The organism is Paenibacillus sp. FSL H7-0940 (genome assembly GCF_037979415.1).
GTDB lineage: Bacteria > Bacillota > Bacilli > Paenibacillales > Paenibacillaceae > Paenibacillus > Paenibacillus amylolyticus.
The window spans coordinates 4,572,451-4,596,807 of the sequence record NZ_CP150280.1; the positions used below are offsets into that span (position 1 = coordinate 4,572,451).

The following is a 24,357-nucleotide window of genomic DNA, read 5'->3' on the forward strand; positions in this document are numbered from 1 at the left end:
ATTGCTTAGATTGCTTCTATCCTCTCTCTGTTGAATTTATATGTGGGTTCAATTCATTTCATTTTGGTGTATCATACATGTCATTGATAGGTTCGGATCGACTTCAGTGTTGTAGCAGCCAGAATACCTGTCGCCAGCAGTAATATGCCCACGCCTTGCAGCACAGAAGCTGCCCCCCATTGATCTGCCAATACGGAGACAACCGTCAATCCCAGAATAGGCGCTGTACTGGTGATTGTTCCAACTACGCCATAGACTCTTCCTTGCAGCTCGTCCGGAACGGCTGTCCTCAGCATAATCTGGGTGAGCATCGTACAGCACGCGAACATCGCACCTCCGCCCACGATGAACGGTAACGCCATAATTGGTGAGGATACGTTCGATAAAAAAATATATATCGGCCCCAACACAATTAGACCAATAAACACCCATCTCCCTCTTCGCTTCAATCGTTTCCCCGAAGCAATCAACAATGCAGAGCCAATCATATATCCGAGTGGAATACAGGTCTCAATTAATCCAAACTGCACCGGATTAGCCTCCCACACCTTGACCGCCATCACTTGAACCAGCATCATCGCCGACATGAAAAATAAAATCAGCACCGGATTGAGCAATACAATGGATCGGATCAAAGGATTCCGATAGATGTAGCCAAACGAACTGCGCCACTCCTGAGCAAACGTGGTCTGCTGACTATCGGATCGCTGTACCTCTGGAAAGCGCCCCGCCATCAGCACACAGACTGCGGACAACAGGAAAGTTGCCCCTGTAATTAATATGGCGATGAATCCGCCAAATGCAGCAACAGCAACGCCCGCTGCGGCTAGTCCGCTGATTCGGGCAAGATTATCCACCATATGAATGGTTCCGGTCGCTTGTTGAATATGCTCTCTGCCAACCATACTTGCTACAGAGGCGTGGAATGCAGGGGCCTGAAACAGGCTTGTAAACATGGAGAGTGAGAGCAACAGCAGCACCACTGGGAACGGAGCATGCCAGCCGAACAAGCTAATCGCAATCAGTACAGCCATTACGCCCCGAAATACATCCGAGGCAAGCATCAGCTTCCTGCGATCCAATCGGTCTGCAACCGTACCCGCCACCGATCCAAACAGAAAACTGACAGCCATATTGCAGATCTGTACGGCCGCCATGCTCTTTGCACTACCTGTGGTCTGTAACACCCACAGGCTGATCGCAATTCCACTGAAGCAATCCCCAAAGACCGAGATGCCGTAGCCGTACAATATCCTGCGAAAGGTAACATTACGCCAAAGTGTTGGCGGAGCTTTAGTATTATGCAATGCAGCTTGTCCATCTTGGTATCCGATAATCTCGGGCTCACTGGACGAGTTCATGCCCATACATCACGTTCCTCCCTAATCATGATTCGAGCCCATACAGAATCAGGCACTTCCGCAGCTTTGCCAGTCGACAAAGACATGACATCACGGAAGTGCCTGGTTGAGTGCCGCAGGGATCGCGGCTGACTATGCTGTTATGGCACAGGATTACCCTTTCGAAGCTCCTGCCGTCAGACCCTGAACCAGGAATCGTTGCAGGAAAACAAACAGCAGTGTAATTGGAATAGCGATCAGTACCGCCCCCGCAGCAAACATCGTAAAGTTACTGTCCTGATAACGGTTGACCAGATCCCACATGCCTACTGCAAGCGTCCAGTTCTCCTTGGTCCGAAGCACCAGCCGGGCGAAGATAAAATCCATCCACGCACCGGTGAAACTGGTTAGTGCCACATAAGTCAGCATCGGCTTGGATAAAGGCAGGATGATGCTGGTGAATACACGCAGGTGACTTGCACCATCCATGCGGGCTGCTTCGTCCAGACTGCGGGGAATCGTATCAAAGAAACCTTTGACGATAAATCCGCCCAGTACCGCTCCTGATGAATAAACCAGGATGAGCGCAGCGTGGGTGTCGAGCAATTTAATTTGCAGCAAAATGATATAGATTGCAATCATGCTCATGAAACTCGGGAACATGCCGAGAATCAGCATGGTGGAGAGAATCGTTTTACGTCCACGGAAGCGGAAACGGGACAAGGCATACATCCCAAGTGTCACCATCAACGTGGAGAAGATCATCGTGAAAAAGGCAATTTTCAGCGTATTCATATACCATCTGCCGTACATAAAAGACGGGTTATTGAACAGCTCCCCGTAATGGGTCAACGTGAATGCTTCCGGCCATAACCGTTCACTGAACAATGCCGCGCCGGGTCTCAGGGAAGAGAGAACGATCCAGAGCACCGGATAGATGGAGACAACGGCGATGATTAGCAACAGCACATAACTCAGAGCCAGACGCAGCGGATTATTACGTGTCTTCATTGAATCATGTCCTCCTCCTTGAATGATTTGGAGCGGCGGAAGTTCCAGATAGAGAATGAAGCGATAATGAGGAAGATAATGATCCCTACCGCTGAAGCCATGTTGAACTTGTTATTGTCGAGTGTGAGCTTGTAGAGCCAGGTCACCAGCAGGTCCGTTGCCCCTGCGTACTGGTAGTCTCCCCGCAATGGATTCCCGTTGGTCAGCAGGAAGATGACATTGAAGTTGTTGAAGTTTCCGGCGAACTGCATGATAAGTACCGGAGTTGTGGCAAAAAGAATGAACGGCATCGTAATGATCCTGAATTTTTGAAACGCAGATGCTCCGTCCACTTCGGCAGCCTCGTAGAGATCACGAGGAATGGCTGTCAATACACCCAGAATCAGCACCATACTGACCGGAATACCAATCCACATGTTGACAACAATGACGGTGACCTTAGCCCAGAACGGATCTGTCAGCCAGGGTAATCCCTCCAGCCCAAATGCTCTCAAGTACGTATTGATCGGACCAAACTGACCATTGAACAGATTACGCATGAGCAGCAAGGAGATGATCTGTGGGATCGCATAAGGCAGAATGAAGATGGTCCGCCACAGCTTTTTGAAACGTATGCCCCGCTGTTCAATTAACAGTGCTACTAACACGCCGCCAAAATAGGTGGTGACTGTAGCCAGAATGGCCCAGATGACCGTCCAAGTGAGCACGCCGTAAAATGTCTGGCTCCAGGATTTGAGCTGAATCAGATCACTGAACGTCTTGAAGCCCACCCAGTCCACGAGTTTGGCTGGCGGAATATGATCCGGGGCCGAATAGTTGGTAAACGCGATCGTGATCGTAAACAGGATGGGCATAACGGTGAAGAAGAGTATCCCCAGTGCCGGAATGGACAGAAACAGATACGGAAAGTTTTTGTCCATCATGTTCCGAAGCGATGCCGCTGCACCCAAGGTCTGCTTGCCTTCCTCCCTCCCGAGTCCCGTGACGTACGCATCCCGGATATTCAGGATGTAGATCAGAATAAACACAAAAAACACCAGCAGTACGATAATGCCATCAAGCAGCAAAAAGATGGAATGGTCTCCCCTTTGAAGTACGGTGGACCCATTCACTTTGACAAAACGCTGTGTATTTTCCCCCAGTGTCCATATGCCCCATACGGCCTGTGACAGGCGAGGAAGCAGGTACGCAAGCCCCGCTCCCTCCAGTAACAGTAGACAAATTCCCTTAATCCATTGTCGATTGTACAGCTGTCCAAGACCTTGCAGTATGATGGAACATATGGCCGCTGTCATCCGGTGCTGTCTTTCCCTGTTCGGTCCAACAGGCACCGGGACATGCTGCTGTTGCATTCGCTCTCTCCTCCCTGCCTATTGCTAACCTGTATACATTGAACAAAAGTGTACTTACACTGACCACTCCGATGACAGAACAAGCTTCCGATGGGTGATAAAGGCGAGCCTATGCTTCCGAAGTAGCTTTCTTTCAGAAAGTTTTTAGTTTCACTTCTTCAGCTTTCTTCTGTCCTCTACGTTTTGGTGTAAATATGAAGTTCAATTATGCATATCTTCGCACTCGTCGTTCGTCCTTATTGGACGGTGGCAAGGCTTTCCTGGATCTGTTTCACAGCATTGTCCAGCGATGCCTTCACGTCCTTATCGGTATCCCATATATCCGTAATGGCCGAAGTGATTGGTCCCCATACGCTGTCCATGGCAGGAAGCGAAGGCATCGGTGTTGAGTTGTTGAACTGTTCCAAAAACGCCTTATTGATCGGGTCCTCCTGCAACTTCGGATCAGCAGCTACGTTTTTGTTCGCAGGAAGTGTACCGTTCAGGTCAAAGTTCTCCATCTGAGCTTCTTCATTGGAAAGGAACGCTGCCAAGAGCTTCGACGCATTCGGGTATTGTGTAAATGCATTCACATAATAGGCTTTAACACCTGAGAAGGAGGTCATCGGTTTACCATCGATTGCCGGAAGCGGAGCAACGCCAAAATCAATACCTGCATTGCGATAATCGGCAATGGTCCACGGACCGTTAATGTCCATAGCCAGCTTGCCGCTGGAGAATAATCCTTTTTTGATATCATAGTTCACGTCACCCATCTTAAGCGGCAGCACTTCCGACTTCAGCGTCTGTAAGAACTGTCCACCCTTCTGCGCACCTTCGTTATTCAGACCGAGATCTGCGCTATCCATCCCGTTATCCCCAAAAATATAGCCGCCCTGTGACGCCAAGAAAGCATAGTTATAGTAAAATTGCTGCAATTCCCACATCAGCGCATACTGATTGGACTTCACATTATTGAACGTCTTGGCGAAACTGATAATCTCATCAAAGTTTTTCGGAGCTTCTGGATAGAGTGCCTTGTTATAGAAAAGGGCGTAGGTCTCCACGCTGTACGGATAGCCGTACAGGATATCCTTGAACGTTACTGCCTTCAGTGCGTTGTCGCTGGTGTTCTCCGCGGTCTCTGCTTCGAATATGTCATTGGGCAGAATAAGTCCCGCCTCTGAAGCGCTACCAATCTTATCATGCGGGAAAACAACCACATCTGCCGCCAGACCCGCTGGGCCATCCGTCGTCAGCTTGGTTACCTGATCGGTTGGAGGTAATTCCTCCATTTTGACCGTTACCCCATATTTTTCTTCGAATTTTTTGGCTCTTTGCTCAATAAAGCTGCTTTGATTTTTATCCTCCCAGATCACCAGCGTTGCCCCTTCTTCCGGTTGAAGGTTCTCGGCTGTCAGCTCTACAACTTCCTCCGGATTCTCACCTGCCGTAGTTGGAGATGGACTTCCGCCTCCAGCCCCGCACGCAGCCAGTGTAAAAGCCATCATGACGGACAATGTTGCCCCTTGCCATTTTCTCATGTAAAATGTCCCCTTCCCTCTGCTTGGTCCAACAAAGTTCGCGCTTTTCACCCTTTTGTCTGCGTATGTTGTCAGGTTTTGCATCCCATATTCCATTTTGTACAAACGTTTGCTCAAATGGGAGACAAGATGACCTCTCCGTTCAATATGTAGGGGTAAACAAGTCAAGAAGTATGTAAATCCACTGATGTAAGCGCTACAATAACAATCACATCATACAATAACGATCTTTATTTGCACAAACGTTTGCACAAGCCATATTTGCTCAATTTTAACCAATTTCCTTCTTCTACCTACAGTAATTTCCTGTTTCCTTGTTCTGACTCTTTCTTCCTTAATTTCACTTCACGTGCATCCCTTACTCGGCAGTTAGCAATTGATTTCTCGTATCCTTTGGATTACCATAGGAGAATATTTATACGATTGTTCAGAAGGGATTTTTTTACATGATTACGATCAAGGATATTGCCAAATTGGCGGGTGTTTCCCCTTCTACAGTGTCACGGGTGATTTCCAACCATCCTAGAATCAGCACCAAAACGTCTCTCAAAGTGAAGCAAATTATGAAAGAATTGAACTACCATCCCAACATCATCGCGAAAAGCCTGGTTTCCAAAACAACACATACCCTTGGGATTATGCTTCCGCGTCCTGCAGAAGAGTTGTTTCAAAATTACTTTTTCGGGGAACTGCTCCGAGGTATTATTACACATGCCACCCGTATGAATTATGAATTGCTGCTAACAACCGAAACATCATCAGACAATGAATTGCATGCGATATCCCGCCTTGTGCATGGCCGTAGAGTTGATGGTATTTTGCTGCTTGGGTCCAAGCGAGACGATCCCATCATTTCATTTTTGGAAGCGGAAAAGTTTCCTTTTGTGTTAATCGGTCGCAGTGAAGCTCATCCAAATGCCCCCATGGTGGATAACGATAATGTGCAGACCGCTTATGATGCGACTCATCATCTAATCGCTCAGGGACATACTCGAATCGGATTTGTCAGCGGTCCTCCGGACATTACGTTATCGCATGATCGTATGTTAGGATACCAAAAAGCGCTTGCCCAAGCCGGGCTGGATGCGGATAGTGATTGGATTGTGGAAGGCGAATTTCTGCAGGAAAGTGGATTCAGAGCGATGTCGCTGTTCATGTCCTTGCCGGACAGACCCACCGCAATTGTTGTCATCGATGACAACGTGGCCTTTGGGGTATTGAGAGCTCTTGCCGAGCTTCATTATCTGGTGCCTGAAGATATCAGTGTGGTCAGTTTTAACAATATTGCATTATCGGAACTGGCTTCTCCACCCCTAAGCTCTATCGACATCGGGACTTATCAGCTTGGTTATACAGCCGTTCAGGTATTGTTAAAAATTCTTAGTGGGGAACCACAGCTTCATAATCCGGTCATTATCCCCCATCGTCTGATCGTGCGTGAATCCTCACTCTTTTCCAAACCAAGGCCACCCTCAGATTGATTCATTTCGGGTTTCCGTGTAGTAATGCAAACGTTTGTCCTACACGGAATATGATGCTGTTATCCACCGTACGTAGGTGCATAGGTGCAAAAAAAGGAAGCCGCATATACTCATGCGGCTTCCTTAATTCACACACTATTTCCGTACTCCATGCTCGACTGTGCTTGAATGGATTAATACGAACTCCAGCCAGCATCTGCTGTAACGACAGTTCCGTTCACGAAGCTGGACTCGTCAGATCCAAGGAACAAAGCCACTTTGGCAATCTCTTCGCTTGTCCCGATGCGTGGGTTGATTGCCATCCCAAGCTGTTGCCGCCCTGCACCGAAATGACTAATACCGGTCATGGATGTGCTGATATTGGTTGCCACAGCGCCTGGAGCGATCGCATTACAGCGAATGCCTTGCTCAGCATACATATACCCTGTATTTTTGGTGAAGCCCACGACCGCATGTTTGGACGCCGTATAAGCTGCTCCCGCACGTCCACCGTGCAATCCACCTGCCGAAGCAATGTTCACGATAACACCTTTTTGTTTTTCCAGGAAAATCGGCAATACTTTACGTGTTGTCCGCATCACACTGGTTGTGTTCACAGCAAACAATCTCTCCCACTTCTCATCCGTTACATCTGCTGCCGGCTCCATGCCATCCATAATGCCCGCATTGTTAACCAGAATATCTACTGTACCGTATGTGCTCACCGTCGTATCGATCAGATTTTGCACATCATCTTCTTTAGCTACATTGGCCAGAACGACAATCGCTTCTCCACCCTGAGCTTTAATATCATTCACTACCGCTTGTGCGGATTCTTCGTTAATATCCGATACAACGACTTTCGCGCCTTCTTGAGCATACAACGTGGCAATTGCTTTCCCCATACCTGAACCAGCACCTGTAACAACTGCAACTTTATCTTGAAGTTTCATTCCATGTATCCTCCTTTGTGTATTCGTTTACAATAAGTTAACAAACAAATGTTCATTAACTCCTATCCTTAGTATAATAAGTCATAGCGTTTCACTTCAATCAGTAAAAGCTTGTCCAGTTGTACGTTAAACAACACTAATAAGCCCAAATGTACTTTAATTAATAAAGTGAACTCGCGAGGAGGAAAATAGATGTCTGAAACTCCGAATTCGATGGACCGAAGAATTAAAAAATCAAAAGTTGCACTGAAGGATGCACTCATCCATTTGATGCAAAAACATCCCTTTAAAGAAATATCAATTACGGATATTGTGCAGCGAGCCGACCTGAATCGGGGAACTTTCTACAGGCATTATCAGTACAAAGAAGACCTGTTCAACGAAATTATCGATGATGTGATTCAGGATCTGGTAACTTCTTTCCGCAAACCTTATCAGGATGAGGAAAAGTTCGAAGTCAATCTGATGCCCTCTTCGGCTATCACTATATTTGAGCATGTACACCAGCACGCACAATTCTACACACTGGTTGTGAAATCTGAGGCCTCCTCCAACTTCCAGCGTATGATCTGTGATGTCCTTCGGGATCTCGCTTTACAGGATCTGAACCATATCTTCCCTCCGCACATCAACCATGAAATATTGGCAAGTTACCAATCTCATGCGATATTTGGCATGATCATGGAGTGGATCAGACAGGATTTCAAGCACAGCCCCGCCTACATGGCCGAGGAGTTGTTCAAGATCATCCATTACAAGCCGGATAATGTCGTGTTAAAAAACTGAGATTTTTTGAATCGTTTTACTTCCCTAGAGTAGGTTGATTGAGAGGAATTTTAAGAAAGCTTTACCACTAAAATTATGTAAATGTATTCCTGTAATTTCTGGTAATGATATGTTAGGTTATCCAATGGAATATAACAAAAGGAGGATGACATTACATTTGAAGAAGTCGTGGATTATATCATTGATTACCAGTTTTGTTTTGCTTGGTGGGATGCTTCTTTCTCCAGCCGCTTCTGCTGATACAGCCAAAGTAGCAACCTCTACATATTCAGATTTGGATCAGAGTTATGCAGAATTTAAAGAGTACACTAATCAGTTATTTGCTCTTGAAACTTATGAGGCCAAAGCCTTCACAGCTTTGGAAAGCATCGACACCCAGGTAACTTCAACCAATCGCAAGTCCATGTATCTTAAACTTACGAATACGGTGATCCCCAATTATACAAAATTGGTATCCAAGGCAAAACAAATCAAGCCTACCAACCCGCAAATCAAGAAAATCCACGCTACATTTGTTAAGGCAAGTTACACTCAGCTCGAAGGATACCTGTTGTACCAAAAGGCAGTATCCAAGAACAAAGTGAATTACACGTTACTAAAACAAGGTAATGCCAAAGTAAACACCGCTAGTGTTCTAATGGATCAATGCGAACAACAGTTATACGCCTATGCAAGAAGCTTGGGGTATGACAGTTAGTACCTATCTTCATAGAAGCCCAAAAAGCGACCGTTCCTCATGTTTAATGAGGAACGGTCGCTTTTTCTAATTATAAATAAAGAGGACAATCAAATAGGTATTTATTTCTCTCTCTCCTTATCACAGGCCCAGCTTCTGCCCTTTCTCCAACCGCTGAATCTGCTGCTCTCCGGTATCCGCAAGTTCACGGAACTGGTTAATCGTCTCACGCATTCTTGGCAGAGCTTCCTGCTTATAAAGACTGATCGAATCGAGTGCTGACAGCACATCGGTAAACGCCTGTTTCATCGTATCCACGGAGATGCTGGCTTCATATGCCTGCTTCTGGATGGCAATCCCCTGATCCTTGAGCATCTTGGATGTTCCGGCGATCAGATCGTTGGTTGTCTGGTTCAGCAACTCAATTTTCTGCAATACAATCTTCTGATTATACAAAGCGCTTGCTACTGTAACGGCAATTTTCAATGCCGAGATCGTTACATTCTTCGCACGGTCTACGCCTCGGATCAGTTCCTTGTTGTTGCGAATCACCACTTCAATCGCCATGATGCCCTGCTGATTCACGACCAGCATTTGTTGAAGATCCATGACCCGCTGACGGAGCGGAAACAGCACTTCTTCCGTAATAAACCGGACTTTTTCAGGGTCTTCATTGCGGACCTTGGCCGCTTCGATCTGGCCATCGATGGACTCATCCATAAGCACGCCAAGCTGAATCTCCTTTTGCAGTCGTTTGGTGAGTTCCCGCAGGTTCTGCTGTTCAATCTCCAGCGTTGTATTATCGTTACGCAGGGTAGATCTGCCTTTATCCAAAGAGGTTACGATGTCAGCAATGACTGCATCAGCCTTCTGGTATTTCAGGAAATAGGCGCGCAGCGGATTGAACAATTTCCCGAGGAAACCGGTCTTGGCAAAGTCGACCACGCTTGGGTCGAGATCCTTCAGTTGCATATGCAACTCGGTCAAACCTTTGGCGACCTGACCGCCCTCGTCTCCCGTCTTGGACAGATGTCCAACGGAGACTTGAAGCAAGGCGTTTTTCTCGGAAGAGGATCTCATCGTGTTCATGCCAAAACCGTCTATGGATTGCAAAATCTCTTTGCGCTTCTCCAGGGATTCGAGGTCCAGTGTCATAATCATCTCTACGTTGGCATTTGCCACTTGTTGAAGCTCCGCGACCTCGGCGGGCACGGGTTTCACCTCTTCTTCGATCACCTTCTGAATTTCCTTCTGGCTCGGTATTTCCATTGAAAATGACATCTACAGTTCCCCCTTTAAATACGTGCTGTAAAATGATTGATATTCCACGCGAGTGACTCCGATTGCAGTACCATCCTCCGATCGCTGTTATCCCCAGATTTCTTCATTTTCCTCATTAATCGGTTGAAATCTGGTGATAGCGTATGCTTCCGAAGCAGCTTTCTTTCAGAAAGCTTTTAGGCGACCGCTACGCTTCTTCAGATCGGTTCTGCACTCTACGTCTTCGTGTTATAAATTTACATCTGTACGTTAAACAGGTTTCCAATCTTGTACACGACATCGTCGGTATCGGCATTAATGCTTGCAGCCTCGTTAATGCTGGAGATGCTCTCCAAAGCCTTGATGTCCGCGTTGTATCCAATCGTATAGATTGGCACTTTATACGTCTCGACCAGATCACGAATATCCTTCAGGGTATGACCTTCGTTGGTCTCGCCATCACTCAGGACAAAGATCAACGGCTTCACGTTTGGATCAGCAGCCATATAATCTTCAAGCATCTTCATCGCCACCACGATCCCGTCAAAGGTCGCCGTACCACCGCCAGCTTGCAGACTATCAACTGTTCCGACAAACATGGACTGCTGGTTCGTATCATACTTGGCAATCGGCAGATTCACGGTTACGCCGCTGGAGTAAGAAACCAAGCCAATACTGTTGTCTGTGCCCAGGTACTTCTGACCTTTGCGCAGGGACTCCTTCAGTCGGTTAAGCGGTTCGCCGTCCATGCTTCCGGACACGTCTGTCACGAACACGGCGGCAATTGGTTTACTGCCGTTCTTCTTCTCTTTCCATACTTTCTGTGCAGACAGCAACGTGCCGCCATCCACAGTGGCCAGCTCGGATTTGTAATCCTGCAACCCATTGAAACCGAACTCCTCCGCCGATTGTTGGTACTTCGCCTGGGTTACGAATTCCGCAAACTTCTGGATAATGTCTTGTTTGTTCTGGGGCAATTGTCCCAATGCATACAGCGGGCTATCATGTCTCACACCAAATGGTGTAAAGACGTATCCACTCTTCAGATCAGCGGTATTCACATACGTCTGGTATTCGAGTACAAAGGCATCCAGTCTGCCTGACTTGGCAGCTTCCCGCATCTGAATCGTTGTTGACGCTGTAAACGGTACATTCGTCTGGAATTTTTCGAACCCTTCAATAGCCTTCTCGCCAAGCGGGTTGGCGCTGTCATACGTATTCAGTGCAGTCACCAGGAAATTCAGCCCTGTGGAGCTGGCAAATGGATCGGTATATCCCATCGCGAGTTCATTGTTCGCAATGGCTTCTGTCACGGTTTTTACATTAACGGAGCCATACGTATCAACCAGTGCATCATATTTGGCTTTGGAGATGACAATACCAGGAACATTCCCGACCAGTCGCTCGGATACCATCTCTGTCTTCACTCCACTGGCCTCAACCATCTCGCCCCACAGTTCATTGGAAGGTGTGAATGCATCCGGCATATACTTACCAGACTTGATATAATCGGTAGCCGTACCGGAGGCAATGTTGCGGATTTTGACCGATACCTGTTTCCCACCAACGGTAATGTTTGCTTTGTTGAACTCCTCGCCCACTTCGGTTAACCAGCCGTCTACACCGCTGCCCGACTTCTCCGTGGAAGAGAAGATTTCGACGTAATCATTTGTTGTATTCTCTACGGCAATAGCAAATTTGGAGATATCCGGCAGTGATTCTGCCACATCGACCGGGTCGAGATCAATCTGTCCTTTGACCGGTTCCGCCGTCGCTGGCGCAATGTCCGCGTACAGTTTCCCCAGTTCCTTACCTGCATTCTCTGTGCTCACCTGTGTGGTTGACTTGCCAAAGTTCGACGTCAGTGTAATCCCTGCATAGACCAGACCAAATACGAGTACCAGCATTACAATCGATATGAAAAAAAACTTTCCCTTCTTGGCCATACGAGCAACCCCTCACTATCTGTATAATTTGGTGTGCTTGATTAACTGATCGATCTCCTGCATACAAGGCATCTGTTCAATATCTCCGGCTTCAAAGCTGTCGAGGCGTGAAATCTCGAGTAACAACTGATCGAGCTTGAGCAAAATTTCCTCATTGGTGTGTAATGCATTTTTCACATAAGACAGATAATCGTTGTATACCTTGGTTTTTTCCTGAAAAAGCTTCTGGGGAATGCTTTCGGATTTGGATTTCATCATGTTGGCATAGTCAGCTTCATCAAATACATTCAACCGGTTCAGCACACTGCGGATGTTCAGGTACAACAGCTTCTCCACTTCCAGTGTGACCGAAGCAAATTTCTTGTAGCTCAGTTCTCCTGGATCAAACCGCTGATGAAGCACGTTCAGGAGGGTTTCTTTTTTCTTTTTCATTCGACTAAGTTGGGACAGCCCCAGCGTAATATCTTCTTCGAGAACTTTAATGCGTCTATAAAAAGATAGTGCTTCCACATAATCTTCATGCGTTTCAATATGCTTCACGGGCAGGACTACCGGTTGTCTGAACAGCGAGGTGTAACTTCCATACAAGAGTGCCATTGCACTGCCGAACAGAAGGGTAACGGATAGCGCAGTTGTGAATGCACCCTCCTCGAAATTCAGCCCGATAAAGCCGGGTGAGAATGCGAGAACATTCACAGCCACAATACCGAGGATTAATCCCAACAATTTTATGTACTTGATCATGTTCAATCATCCGACCTCCTTTCATGTTATATATTGGTGCTTCATGTCGTAATTTTCCTGTTCAACTTATTCTTATTGTACATGATGTTAACGCTCTCAGGTGGATATGATTGGATATTTGAATACTCATAATATACGTGGTTTGGGCTTATCCCATTTCATATTTTCAGGGACAACGTGGAACTTGGCAGGAAATTTTGTGGTCAATCCATAAAAAGTGAGTTTTACGAGACAGCAGATTGTGGAGAAGAAATGTTATCAGGTAATACGTGGAAAATAGCTATGCGTGTCATTTTTTATATAAGACTTGTCTGAAAAAAGAGTAATGCAAAAAGGACGAATCGGAGATCATCCGCTTTCGTCCCTTTTACGTTGGTTCATTATTTTTCGTGTTCTTATTAAAATTTTGATGCCGTGTTCTACATCTAACGAACTGAGGTGACGTTATTAGGTACATTCCAGCTCTTCTGAAAATGTAACGAACCTGAGACACGTTATGTTCCCGTTTTAGGCGAAAAGACGTTGTTTATCGCTTATTTCGAATGAAATAGCATCGCTGAGATTCGTTACATTTTCCACCACATCAATATTGCCCATATAAGACGTGTACGGTTCGTTAGAATTTAGAAAACAACTGCCTTATTGCACACCGTGTAGTAGACAGGCCACATTCCCCATGCTTATCCCATGTGTAATCCAGTCCTTATATTGCTTATATTAAACCATTGTGTTTGCGCCTTTTCATATAATTCCCCTTATTATGAAAAGATGGATTCCGGTTTACTTCGCGTGGTGCGTACCTCTACAACTTTCCCGGAACATCCATTGTCGCCCTTCGCCTGGAACATTACCTTAACGCTGTCTTTACCTGATGTTACGGCCTCAGGAATATCGTAGGTCACATAGAACACTTCGCCAATCTTGTTCATATGAATTCGCTGCTCACCGATGAGTGTTCCATCCACGGTAATGGCGAATTGTCTGTCATATAACTTACCTTCCCGTTTAAACGCGGAATGATCTCCGCCCCAATAGGCCACACATAGATAATTGGTTGCCTCACGATCCACTGCCAGTTGGTAACTGAAGTAAGCCCCACTGACGCCAAAAGCTTCTCGCCACATATGCAACTTCTTACGGCCATCTGTGGTTGAACCGTTGTGGTGCTCCCCACGGCAGTTGCTATCCAGTTGATGTCCAATCTCATCCTGCTGACCGTCAGCCTGAACCCTGTCGATCGTGATATCGTTCAACTCTTTCTCCAGCGCATCTCCTTCATCGTTAAACGGCCAGTACACGGTATAAAATTCGTGATGCACATCATAGAACGGAATGAGCTTCACGGCTTCGCCTGTGGAAGTAACATCTTTGCTAAGTTCAAATGTTAACGTGTCTGCATCCACAACCTTGATCCACTCTCGTACATCATCCTGCTCCGTCCAGATCACAGGCACAGGTGCAGTCTTGGGATTTAGAGCTGTTTCATCCACAATCGTATCCTCCGGAAGACCCTCGTTTCCTAGTGCACCAGCGAGTACTATCGGGCCGTACAGGAATGCCACTTTGTGGGAATCATCCCGGGCAGTGTACTGGCGGAGTGACATCGGCAGTGTGATGGTGATGACATCGCCCGCTGTCCATGTGCGGTCGATGGAAAGATAACCGGGTTCCATCTGTGTATACGGATGTTCCGTATCCCTGTTAACTGTTGCCGTCATTGGCTCTTGCAGCCATGAGGGCACGCGTAATCTTAGATGAGCCGAGGCGTTGCCTCCGGTGATCGTCAGGGTTACCTTTTCCGAATAAGGAAAGTCGGTTTCGAGCTTCAGGGATAATCCCTGTGACGTCCAGTCCAAGTGGGAAGCGATATACAGGTTGACGTACAGGTCCTGTTCATCCTCAAAATAGATCGCCTCGGTATATTTGCCCGGGTTCTCCATGCCTGATCCTGTGCAGCACCACCAAGCGGTATCATGAGTACCATAGATTTTGTAGTGGCCTTGCAGCGTTGATGCAAAATACGTTTTGTTCCCTGTATCGGGGTCCTGCGTGCCAAGGATGTGATTGTAGATGGCGTTTTCATAATAGTCCATGTAGGCGCTATCATGATTCCAGGCGAAGAGTTGCTTCGTTAGATGTAACATGTTGTGAGTACAACAGCTCTCTCCTGTTTTGATCCCCAGACTCTCCATACCCTTTGCTTCGTAATGCTCCGAAATGCTCGTCGCACCAAATACGTAAGAACGATGATGCACCGTGGTGTTCCAGAAAAACTCTGCCGCTGTCCGATAACTCTCATGGGTATGGTCCTGATTGTAGATTTCGGCTGCACCGATCACTTTGGGAATCTGGGTATTGGCGTGTTTGCCTTGAAGATCATCCTGCTTGTGCTCCAAGGGTCTCAGGATCAAATGATGAGTGAACTTGTCAGCGATCTCAAGATATAAGGCTTTGCCTGTGATTCCATACAAATGTGCAAATACTTCATTCATGCCCCCGTGTTCACTTTGAAGCATCGTCTGCATCTGTTCTTCTGTCATCGGGAGCAATCCTTCGACCGCCCAGTCTGCAAATCGAGTAACCACCTCAAGTGCCTGTCCGTTGCCAGTCAGTTTATACGCATCAATCAGGCCGCGATAGATTTTGTGCACACTGTACCAGGGAACCCAGTATTCACCGATATTGAATCCACCGATATTCTCTGCTCGAAAAGCCATGTGGAAAGGTTCTTCGGACAAACCACCGATATATCCGCTCCCCGTGGTCTGCTGGATTCTCGCCAGTTCGGTGACCGCATAATCCAGTCTTTCTTTTAACGTGATATTCCCGGTTGCCTGATACGTCACAGCCAGGGCAGACAGATAATGTCCGAGAGAATGTCCGCTGATGGTACGTGCCTCCCAACCCGCGTAGCGCTCTTTTCGGGCAGGTAAACCATGCGCTTCGAAGCATGGGGCCAGGAATCGATCAATATCCAGCGATAACAGGTAACGCTCCCCCACCTCTTGTGATGTTTGAAACACACCATTTAACAGATCTACATGTTCCGGTCCCAGAAATCCTTTTTTTGTATCAATCATGACACTCACTCCTTCTCGGGATGTAATAGATATCCATTCATTCTTAAGGGGTAAAATCCGTGTTCTGTTCCATATGACTAATACTCATCAATCTACTGTAGAGCTTGAATATCCCCATACTATCAAATAAAATACAATTACATCAGACTCATAATCCAAGAAAAGGTGGATAAATCCGTCCTATGCAAAAGCCACTGGAACATTACCTGTGCGGCAAGTTCATATCCGAAGGCAACTGGAGCCACATGAGACGCAGCATGCCTGTGCATGAGATCATTTTGATGCTGGAAGGTGAGATGTACATCGCGGAGGAAGAGGAACAATATGTAGTTCGTGCCAACGACCTGTTGTTTCTGCGCGCCGGTCGCACCCATTACGGCTACCAGATTAGCGACACACCCGTCAGCTTTTACTGGGTTCACTATGATGCCATTTCGGCAGAATTCAACCAGTTTAGGACACATGCCACCATTCAGGTGCCTTCCATGGCCAATCAGTTATTCAAGCAGTTGTTGCATGTGTCATCCTTCTCACCAGAAGAAGCCGACGCTGCTTTGTTACTGTTGTTCAAGGAGCTGGAGCGCAATATAGAGGCGGATTATCGCCCGCACAATGCGATTGTGGACCATATCTGCAAGTGGGTCGATATTCATCTGCATACAAACATCACGGTGAGTCAGATTGCAGAAAATTTTAATTTTAATAAAGACTATATCTCCAAAATGGTGAAACGCGAGAAAGGTACCGGGCTCAAAACCTATATCCTCACAGAACGTATTCGCCGGGCAAAACAATTGTTGCTCAACACCAATGCCAGTGTAAAAGAAATTGCCGGACAGTGCGGCTTCTCCGACTACAAGCTGTTCCTGCGCATGTTCAAACAATACGAAGGCAATACGCCAACCGAGTATCGCAATCATCTGTATTCCACACAGCTCAATCGCTGATATGCTTTGATCAATAGAAATGACTGAGTTACCTATAGAAAATTTGAATGAATCGGATTGAATCCGTTATGGTAAAATGCAAGAAAACTATATTCCATACTTAACCCATAAGAGAAGAGGAATTATAAGATGACAACGGCTGCCGTTACGATTCACCCTGCCACAGAAGCAGACCATCCAGAGATTGTAGATATCCTTATTGCAAGTTATGCCGAGTATCGGGAGACTTTTGAGCAAAATGAACGCTGGGAAGCCTACCTAAAAGATATTCGAGAGTCTGTGGTTAATCCGTACCTGACACAATTATGGATCGCAAAGATTGATGATCAGATTGTCGGTACAGTCCAATTATTCGAAACAGCACGCAAGGCTTATCCAAACTTTGAATTGCCAATCGATTATCCGTTTATTCGGCTGTTGGGTGTTGATCCAAAATGGAGAGGTCACGGGATTGCCAGAGTATTGCTCCAGCAATGCGTAGATTCTGCCAAAGAAATGGGCAAAAATACGGTGTATTTATATACCGGCGGTCAGATGGTCAATGCCATCCGGTTATATGAGCGTTTTGGATTTACAGAGGATAAGGAATTCAGCTCCGAGAGTGACGGGGGCAAGGCGATCTGTTACCGTTATGATTCCTAGTGGAGGTTAACAGCAACACGGGATCAGGGAGCAGAGAATGAAATGTAGAACAGACCGATCATCTTCATGACGGTCTGTTTTACATTTATAAATGATCAATCACCATTTGAAATGATACATCGCTATTGATTTTTTAGCCGCCAATCTCCATCAAAATTTTCGCATGGCTCTTGTCGCTCATTAACAGCTCAAGCCCTTCCTGCACGATATCGTCCAGTTTGATTTTCTTGGTGATGACCTGTTTCACATCGAGCGACCCTTCAGCAATTAATGAAATCACTTCAGGGAAAATGTGGCGATATGCCAGCGTTGCCGTTAGATTCGCTTCTTTGACCAGAAGATCGAAGAAGTTCACTTGAAGCGGATTGGGAATCGCTGCGATGACAACAACTTCTCCACCTTTTTTGACAACCGCAATGGCACTATCCATCGTTGGTTGCACACCTGCTGCTTCATAAGCTACATCAATGCCGCCCGATTGTTGCAAGATCACCTCTGTTGCATTGACTTTGGCACTGTTCACCGGAACCGCTCCCAGTTTGGCTGCCAGGTCCAGACGTTCCTCAAATACATCGACTGCATAGATTTCAGAGGCTCCTGCAGCTTTGGCAGACAGAATGGTCAATAATCCAATTGGGCCAGCTCCGTATACGGCTACCTTGTTCCCCACTTTCAACTTGCTGTGACGAACCGCGTGAAAGGCTACTGCCGTAGGCTCTACGAGCGCACCTTCTTCGAAAGATACGTTATCCGGTATGGGATGAACCATGTATGCTTCAACAACAACATACTCCGCAAAACCACCGTCACCATTCAGTCCAACGAATCCAAATTGAGTACACTGGTTGTAACGCCCCTGGATACAGTACTCACATTTTCCGCAATGGTACAACGGCTCTACCACAACTCGATCCCCTACACTGATACCGCTTACATTACTTCCCAATTCACTCACGGTTCCTGCAAATTCATGACCTAATGTCAACGGTGCTTTCTGTCCTGAGAGCGGATGATTCTCGCCTTCTTGAATTCCCACACCATGATGATAGGCATGCAAGTCACTGCCGCAGATCCCTGCATATTCCACTTTGATTTTGACTTGACCCGCTTGAGCGACCGGAACTTCTCGTTCTTCTACACGAACGTCTTTATGGCCGTACCATACTGCTGCTTTCATGAAGTTCATCCCCTTTGTATGATTGTCTATATATTATATCGCTGTTCATGTATTATTCATATTTATAGATACTAATGTTAACATTAGTTGTATTAATGCTAAACGGAGATGAAATCATGAATCTGGAACAGCTCGAATATGTCGTTGAAATTGCGAAAACGAAATCATTCTCAGCCGCCTCGGAGCATCTACATGTCACACAATCGGCGATCAGCCAATCGGTTCATCGTCTGGAGAAAGAATTGGGTATCATCCTGTTCGAACGCTCGCGGCAGGGAACTCATCCCACTCCCGAAGGCAAACAATTCATTGCCAAGGCACTGGACATTTTGCAGCGGATTGATGAATTGAAATCCCTGAACGCAGAAGCCTCCTCTCTTAGCGGAGAGCTTCATGTGGCTACTTTTCCAAGTGTTATGCCCTATCTTGTCCAGTCTGCTGCGGATATGAAGCGTGAGCACCCGCAACTTAATATCTCCATTGAAGAGAAAGGGTCCATGGAAATTATTGAAGATATTCGCAACAACAAAACCCATCTGGGCTTTATCGCGATCTATGCCAAACAATTGCGGGAATTCGATGGACTTCACTTCAGTCCCATGTATTCGGGCAAGCTGGTAGTTGGTACTCATCACCTGTCTGAACTTGCCAAGCACAGCCGTGTTACACCGGATCAATTAAAAGAACACAAGCTGGCACTCTATCGAGATGGTTTCATCGAAGACTTCATCAAGGAATTCACTTATGATCATGGACCTCTGTCCATTCTGTTCAAAACAAATAATTCAGAAGCGATCAACATGGTGTTAAGAAACGATATTGCCGCCACGATTGGTCACGACTTTTCCTTTCACCAAAATCCCTTATGGAAAGAAGGTCTGGTGAAGATGGTAGAGATCGCTGGAATCGATCAACCGAAAATGCAGATTGGCTTCGTGCAGACGGAGTCCAAGGAGTCCGCCGTAGCTGCAGAACGATTCGCCCAACGCTTCAGACAGGCGATAGAGCTGGATCATTTAAAAGTTTAAATCTAAAAAAGTGCTCCACCCTTTGAAGGAAGTTTGGGATGAACACCAACTTCTCCAAAAGCGGAACACTTTTCTGACTATCTCTTGCGTTACTATTACTACACCTTACTCAAACTATACTTTAACTTTTCGTACGGCTTCACTCATCTCGTTCGTCTGCTGCTCCAACATTGTGGAGGTCTGCGCCACCCTGTTGAACATGGCCGACTGTTCACGCATTAAGCGATAGATTTCATCCGAATGATCCGACACCCCGGCTGAGATCTGCGAGATCGTATTGACGGAGGCTGCTGCCTCTTCCGAACCTGCCGAGATTTCCTCTGCCGCAGCGGAGACTTCCTGAATGCGACTGGTTACCAGTTGGAACGCGTCAACGACATGAGCGAAAGCTTGCTCCGCTTCTGCAGTAATTGTAACCCCTTGTCCAATCTCGGTTGCAGTAACCCCCATCTGTGAGCCAATCTGCTGTGATTCTTGTTGAATACGAAGCAGCAAGTCGGAGATCCGTTCCATGGATGTGCTTGAGGCCTCAGCAAGCTTCCGAACTTCATCCGCCACAACCGCAAAACCTTTGCCGTGTTCTCCTGCATGTGCTGCCTCTATGGATGCATTAAGCGCAAGTAGCTTCGTCTGACTCGCAAAGTCACGAACCGTGTGCAGGGCACCACCAATTTCCTGGGAGTAGTTGTTCAGCACCTGAACCATCGCTACAACTTCACTTGAGACATTTGAGATGCTCTCCATCTGTGTTTTCATCAGTGTCATGCTCTGTTTACCGGACTCCGCCGTAGAAAGCGCACTTGATGCCGCATCCGATACAACCATCGAGGATTCGGATATATCCGTTATGCCTTTTGCGATCTCTTCCATCGCATGCGCGCTATCGCTTGCACCCTGCTTCTGCGTATGTGCACCCTGCCTAATCTGTTCGACAGATTGATCAACCGTCTTGCCCATCTCAAGCATCTCTTCGGTACTGCGATTAAATTCCTTCGTTGATTCCGATAAAATATCTGTGGTTACTGCTACGCCTTCAACCATGTTACTCACAATCTTATTCAAGTTACCGGACATATGTATCATCGCTTGATATGTGGTTCCAATCTCATCTTGGCTGCGCAAACGATACGACGTCAAAATTTGGTTCGCTTCTGCAAGCTCACCCTGTGCCATTTTTTCCACACTCGCCTTCAGCGGTTGAAGTGGCCGCAGTCCTCTTACGATAAACCACGTGACAACAGCAATGCCTATAAGTGTAATTAGTAGCAACAAGGCATAGAACGGAATACTCGATTTCATTATATCTGACTCAATGCTTCCGATCACCGATACCGCCGTATCGATCCCAATTACACCTGTTACAGCGCCGTTACTATCCAGCATGGGAGCGTATGAGGAAATATAGTCGCCATACTCCTCATTGTTAATGATCGAAGAACTGGCTGTTTGCCCCTGCAACAGCTTCTGCACAGCCTCCTGAGGGACATCCGTAACTTCATTAATCGGCGAGGCTTTATTTACATCCTTCATGCCATCCACCATAATAAGTGGCGTACCTTTGTCATCTATTTTGACGAAATACACATACATTGCACCAATGCTTACGCGAAAGTCATCCAGTTCATCACGAATCTTCAAGAATTCGTCATTCTCCTTGGGGTCCTTGGCAAACTCGGCATAAGATGCTGTATCCAGCTGATTCACATAACTCTGAGCAATCTGGATGTTGTAACTCGAAATGGCCTCCTGCGCAGCTAGTTTCATATTGGCCACCTGTAACAGCATGCTACCAACGGCTATAATCGTAATGACCAGTGTAACTACTGCAACAATGCGCACAACCAAACGTTTTCTAAAAAAACCAATCATCCGCTCCTCTTCCTCTCCCGTGAACCCAAGCCTTTTTGACTAGGCGCTACCCAAAAAACGCATGCTTGAAGCACTATGTATGGGAAAATAGTAAACGAATATGTCGAATTAGGCAAGAAAATATTGGGTTTACATAAAAACGCTATCATGGCCGTGGTAGCTTTGTTCATTGGAGCTGCATCTAGGCATAATTTTGGAGGATTTGTTTAGGTTCTTTGCAGTGAAAAATGATAGAAAAAAACATCCCGGCTCAAGCGCCGAGATGTTGATGTGTTCTACATTTGAATGTAAAAATACTAAACTGTTCGTCCATTCGTCCTTCTGAATCGAATTAGGGACCAGATAATCAGCAACGCGAGCACGGCAAGACAGATGCTAATGCTGAACCGATTACCTTCATCAAACACAAACATCACCGCAATTACACTAAGACATAGTACAACAACTCCGGTTATATAAGGGAATCCCCAAACTTTGAAGGTCGGTTGAACCGGATATCTCTTCCGCAGTTTCAACTGTGATGAGGCAATACAGATCCACACAAGGATTACGACAAACCCCGGAACTGCGAGCAATACGCGGAACAGTTGATCCTGCGCGAACAGGCCAAGCAAGGAACCTCCGAGCAAAACCACTGAGCACACCAGAAGTGTGTTAACAGGGCTACCATTGCGATTGGTCTTTGACAATGCCTTCGGAGCTTCCCCGCCCACTGCCATGGAGTGCATCATCCGGGATGCACCATAGATCCCTGAATTCGCAGCAGATAGAACGGCCGTCACCAAAATGAAGTTCATTATGTGTGCTGCTCCCGGCAGTCCCGTGGAGGCAAGCACCTGTACAAATGGACTGCTCTCCGGCCCGATCTCATTCCATGGAATGAGACCACAGATGATGAGAATCGGCAAGGTGAAGAACAGAATAATTCTGAGCATGAAATTGCCCACGATTTTGGGCATAACTTTTTCTGCATTTTCCGTCTCGGTCAGGGTCAGACCAATCAGCTCCGATCCCCCATAAGAGAACATGACCACAAGCAGTGCCGAGAAGATCGATGACCATCCGTTCGGGAAGAACCCACCTGCTTGCGTATAATTTTGCAGATAAGGGGTGTTGTCACTTGGGATAATGCCAAAGATCAATCCTGCACCCAGGAAGATAAAAATAATGATCATGGCAATTTTGATTCCAGCCAGCCAAAACTCAAATTCCCCGAACACACCTACACTTAACAGATTAACCAGTATAATGAACGCCGCACATGCCAGACTCAGCATCCACAGCGGTACTTCACTGAACCAATACTGCAAAAAGCTCCCGGCGGCAATCACCTCAATGACACACACCGATAACCATAGAAAGCAGTACATCCATCCCATAACAAAGGATACTCTGCTACCAAATGCCTCCTGCACGAAGTCTTTCATATTTTTGTTCTTGTACACCGTAGCCATCTCCGCCATCGCGGCCATAACAACCAGCAGCAATAATCCGGCAAAAATGTATGTGACAATAACGCCCGGACCCGCGAGTCCAATCGTCTCTGCACTGCCTTTGAAAATTCCCGTTCCAATGACACCACCCATAGCCATAAAACTGATGTGTCTTGGTTTAAGCTTCTTCTGTAGTGTTCCTTCTGTCTGAGCCAATTCAAGTCCTCCTGATGTAAAAAACGTCTGTAATGCTGTCATATTTCATAGACATAATGTCCAGTATACCCTATTGTCCATCAATCAGCCCAGAAGTTCCTTATGGCCAATTCATCCCAAACATATATGGACATAACCTATGTTTTATACCCCACAATGGCATGAAGCAATCTGTGTGCAATCCAGGTTAGCACCACAGCAATGATGGGACATAACACCAAGACAGCAAACAGCGGATTCATATCAGCGAACCACCAATATATCATGCACGACTCTCTCCACCCTTTTCATAGCATGGTCCATGTTGCGTCATTGAGTTTATTGTACTCTTTTTCCAAATTTCAATATGTATGATGTGTTGCAAAATTAAAAAACCAGCGTCCTGTAAAAACAGAATACTGGTTTGTCATGTAGATCACTTTAGATTGTTCTGGTCATAAACGTGCTGTTCGGGTCCAATATATAATCTGCGAATGGTTCGCAATATTCAAATCCGAAGTCTTCATACAGCTTCCGTGCCGGGATAAATGAATCCATTGAACCTGTCTCCAGACTGATTCGCTTATAACCACGTTCTACTGCAACGTCCATAATATGAGCCAACATTTTTCTCGCTACGCCTTTTCTCAGATGAGCCGAAGCGGTACGCATCGATTTCAACTCTGCATGCTCCGGATTCAGTTCTTTCATTGCCCCACAGCCCATCAGGTCTCCCGCTTCCCATGCGCACCAGAATGTAATTTCAGGCTTCTTCAGCCCATCCAGGTTTAACGCATGAATACTCTCTGGAGGGGAATCACCTGCCATCCCTTGCAAGTGCTCTGCAATTAAATCCTTAACTTGTATTCCATTCAAATCATCCACTTTGATCTCCATAACGTACCACTCCTGCCATCATTTTTAGTGTACTTGTC

20 protein-coding genes are annotated in these 24,357 nt (G+C 46.4%); 6 read left to right on the plus strand and 14 right to left on the minus strand.

Annotation, left to right across the window (positions count from 1 at the left end):
- Window positions 1–80 precede the first annotated feature (80 nt).
- The 4 genes from MHB71_RS20280 to MHB71_RS20295 all read right to left on the minus strand — a co-directional run bounded on the left by MHB71_RS20280 (window position 81) and on the right by MHB71_RS20295 (window position 5,226).
- A complete protein-coding gene (locus MHB71_RS20280; protein ID WP_340027441.1) occupies window positions 81–1,367 on the minus strand; it encodes an MFS transporter in 1,287 nt (428 codons plus the stop codon).
- A 147-nt stretch (window positions 1,368–1,514) separates the two neighbouring features.
- Window positions 1,515–2,351, minus strand: coding sequence for a sugar ABC transporter permease (locus MHB71_RS20285; protein WP_036672604.1), 837 nt, complete (start codon window positions 2,349–2,351; stop codon window positions 1,515–1,517).
- On the minus strand, window positions 2,348–3,703 hold the full coding sequence (locus MHB71_RS20290) for an ABC transporter permease subunit (RefSeq protein ID WP_340027442.1): 1,356 nt from the start codon (window positions 3,701–3,703) through the stop codon (window positions 2,348–2,350). The genes MHB71_RS20285 and MHB71_RS20290 overlap by 4 nt, the downstream gene beginning before the upstream one ends.
- Window positions 3,704–3,939: 236 nt before the next feature.
- A complete protein-coding gene (locus MHB71_RS20295) occupies window positions 3,940–5,226 on the minus strand; it encodes a maltose ABC transporter substrate-binding protein (RefSeq protein ID WP_278296679.1) in 1,287 nt (428 codons plus the stop codon).
- A gap of 446 nt (window positions 5,227–5,672) precedes the next feature.
- Here MHB71_RS20295 and MHB71_RS20300 point away from each other — a divergent pair, with 446 nt between their 5' ends.
- Window positions 5,673–6,707, plus strand: coding sequence for a LacI family DNA-binding transcriptional regulator (locus MHB71_RS20300; protein ID WP_036672606.1), 1,035 nt, complete (start codon window positions 5,673–5,675; stop codon window positions 6,705–6,707).
- A gap of 173 nt (window positions 6,708–6,880) precedes the next feature.
- Here MHB71_RS20300 and MHB71_RS20305 read toward each other — a convergent pair whose 3' ends face one another.
- Window positions 6,881–7,639, minus strand: a complete 759-nt coding sequence (locus MHB71_RS20305) for an SDR family oxidoreductase (RefSeq protein WP_340027443.1) — start codon at window positions 7,637–7,639, stop codon at window positions 6,881–6,883.
- A 192-nt stretch (window positions 7,640–7,831) separates the two neighbouring features.
- Here MHB71_RS20305 and MHB71_RS20310 point away from each other — a divergent pair, with 192 nt between their 5' ends.
- Window positions 7,832–8,425 (plus strand): TetR/AcrR family transcriptional regulator, encoded by a 594-nt coding sequence (locus MHB71_RS20310; RefSeq protein WP_340027444.1) that lies wholly within the window; start codon window positions 7,832–7,834, stop codon window positions 8,423–8,425.
- Window positions 8,426–8,570: 145 nt separating this feature from the next.
- Window positions 8,571–9,122 carry a hypothetical protein gene (locus MHB71_RS20315; RefSeq protein WP_340027445.1) on the plus strand — a complete coding sequence of 184 codons (552 nt, stop codon included), beginning with the start codon at window positions 8,571–8,573 and terminating at the stop codon, window positions 9,120–9,122.
- A gap of 120 nt (window positions 9,123–9,242) precedes the next feature.
- Here MHB71_RS20315 and MHB71_RS20320 read toward each other — a convergent pair whose 3' ends face one another.
- The 4 genes from MHB71_RS20320 to MHB71_RS20335 all read right to left on the minus strand — a co-directional run bounded on the left by MHB71_RS20320 (window position 9,243) and on the right by MHB71_RS20335 (window position 16,131).
- Window positions 9,243–10,382, minus strand: a complete 1,140-nt coding sequence (locus MHB71_RS20320) for a toxic anion resistance protein (RefSeq protein ID WP_105405611.1) — start codon at window positions 10,380–10,382, stop codon at window positions 9,243–9,245.
- 236 nt (window positions 10,383–10,618) lie between these two features.
- Window positions 10,619–12,307 (minus strand): VWA domain-containing protein, encoded by a 1,689-nt coding sequence (locus MHB71_RS20325; RefSeq protein ID WP_340027446.1) that lies wholly within the window; start codon window positions 12,305–12,307, stop codon window positions 10,619–10,621.
- Window positions 12,308–12,322: 15 nt separating this feature from the next.
- Window positions 12,323–13,051 (minus strand): hypothetical protein, encoded by a 729-nt coding sequence (locus MHB71_RS20330; RefSeq protein WP_321163459.1) that lies wholly within the window; start codon window positions 13,049–13,051, stop codon window positions 12,323–12,325.
- Window positions 13,052–13,809: 758 nt separating this feature from the next.
- The gene (locus MHB71_RS20335; protein ID WP_340027447.1) at window positions 13,810–16,131 is read right to left on the minus strand and encodes a beta-L-arabinofuranosidase domain-containing protein; all 2,322 of its coding nucleotides are present in this window, start codon (window positions 16,129–16,131) and stop codon (window positions 13,810–13,812) included.
- 182 nt (window positions 16,132–16,313) lie between these two features.
- Between MHB71_RS20335 and MHB71_RS20340 the strand changes: the two genes are divergently transcribed.
- Together MHB71_RS20340 and MHB71_RS20345 are read left to right on the plus strand one after the other, a co-directional pair.
- Entirely contained in the window at window positions 16,314–17,078 is a 765-nt protein-coding gene (locus MHB71_RS20340) for an AraC family transcriptional regulator (protein ID WP_156946146.1), read from the plus strand.
- 129 nt (window positions 17,079–17,207) lie between these two features.
- Window positions 17,208–17,720 carry a GNAT family N-acetyltransferase gene (locus MHB71_RS20345; protein ID WP_340027448.1) on the plus strand — a complete coding sequence of 171 codons (513 nt, stop codon included), beginning with the start codon at window positions 17,208–17,210 and terminating at the stop codon, window positions 17,718–17,720.
- Window positions 17,721–17,853: 133 nt separating this feature from the next.
- Here MHB71_RS20345 and MHB71_RS20350 read toward each other — a convergent pair whose 3' ends face one another.
- A complete protein-coding gene (locus MHB71_RS20350) occupies window positions 17,854–18,897 on the minus strand; it encodes a 2,3-butanediol dehydrogenase (RefSeq protein WP_340027450.1) in 1,044 nt (347 codons plus the stop codon).
- Between the two features lie 116 nt (window positions 18,898–19,013).
- Between MHB71_RS20350 and MHB71_RS20355 the strand changes: the two genes are divergently transcribed.
- A complete protein-coding gene (locus MHB71_RS20355; protein WP_036606191.1) occupies window positions 19,014–19,925 on the plus strand; it encodes a LysR family transcriptional regulator in 912 nt (303 codons plus the stop codon).
- 114 nt (window positions 19,926–20,039) lie between these two features.
- Here MHB71_RS20355 and MHB71_RS20360 read toward each other — a convergent pair whose 3' ends face one another.
- From MHB71_RS20360 to MHB71_RS20375, 4 genes are all read right to left on the minus strand, one after another.
- On the minus strand, window positions 20,040–21,794 hold the full coding sequence (locus MHB71_RS20360; RefSeq protein ID WP_340027452.1) for a HAMP domain-containing methyl-accepting chemotaxis protein: 1,755 nt from the start codon (window positions 21,792–21,794) through the stop codon (window positions 20,040–20,042).
- Between the two features lie 296 nt (window positions 21,795–22,090).
- Entirely contained in the window at window positions 22,091–23,443 is a 1,353-nt protein-coding gene (locus MHB71_RS20365) for an amino acid permease (RefSeq protein ID WP_340027454.1), read from the minus strand.
- 137 nt (window positions 23,444–23,580) lie between these two features.
- The gene (locus MHB71_RS20370) at window positions 23,581–23,709 is read right to left on the minus strand and encodes a hypothetical protein (RefSeq protein WP_340027455.1); all 129 of its coding nucleotides are present in this window, start codon (window positions 23,707–23,709) and stop codon (window positions 23,581–23,583) included.
- Between the two features lie 154 nt (window positions 23,710–23,863).
- On the minus strand, window positions 23,864–24,319 hold the full coding sequence (locus tag MHB71_RS20375; RefSeq protein ID WP_340027456.1) for a GNAT family N-acetyltransferase: 456 nt from the start codon (window positions 24,317–24,319) through the stop codon (window positions 23,864–23,866).
- Window positions 24,320–24,357 lie beyond the last annotated feature (38 nt).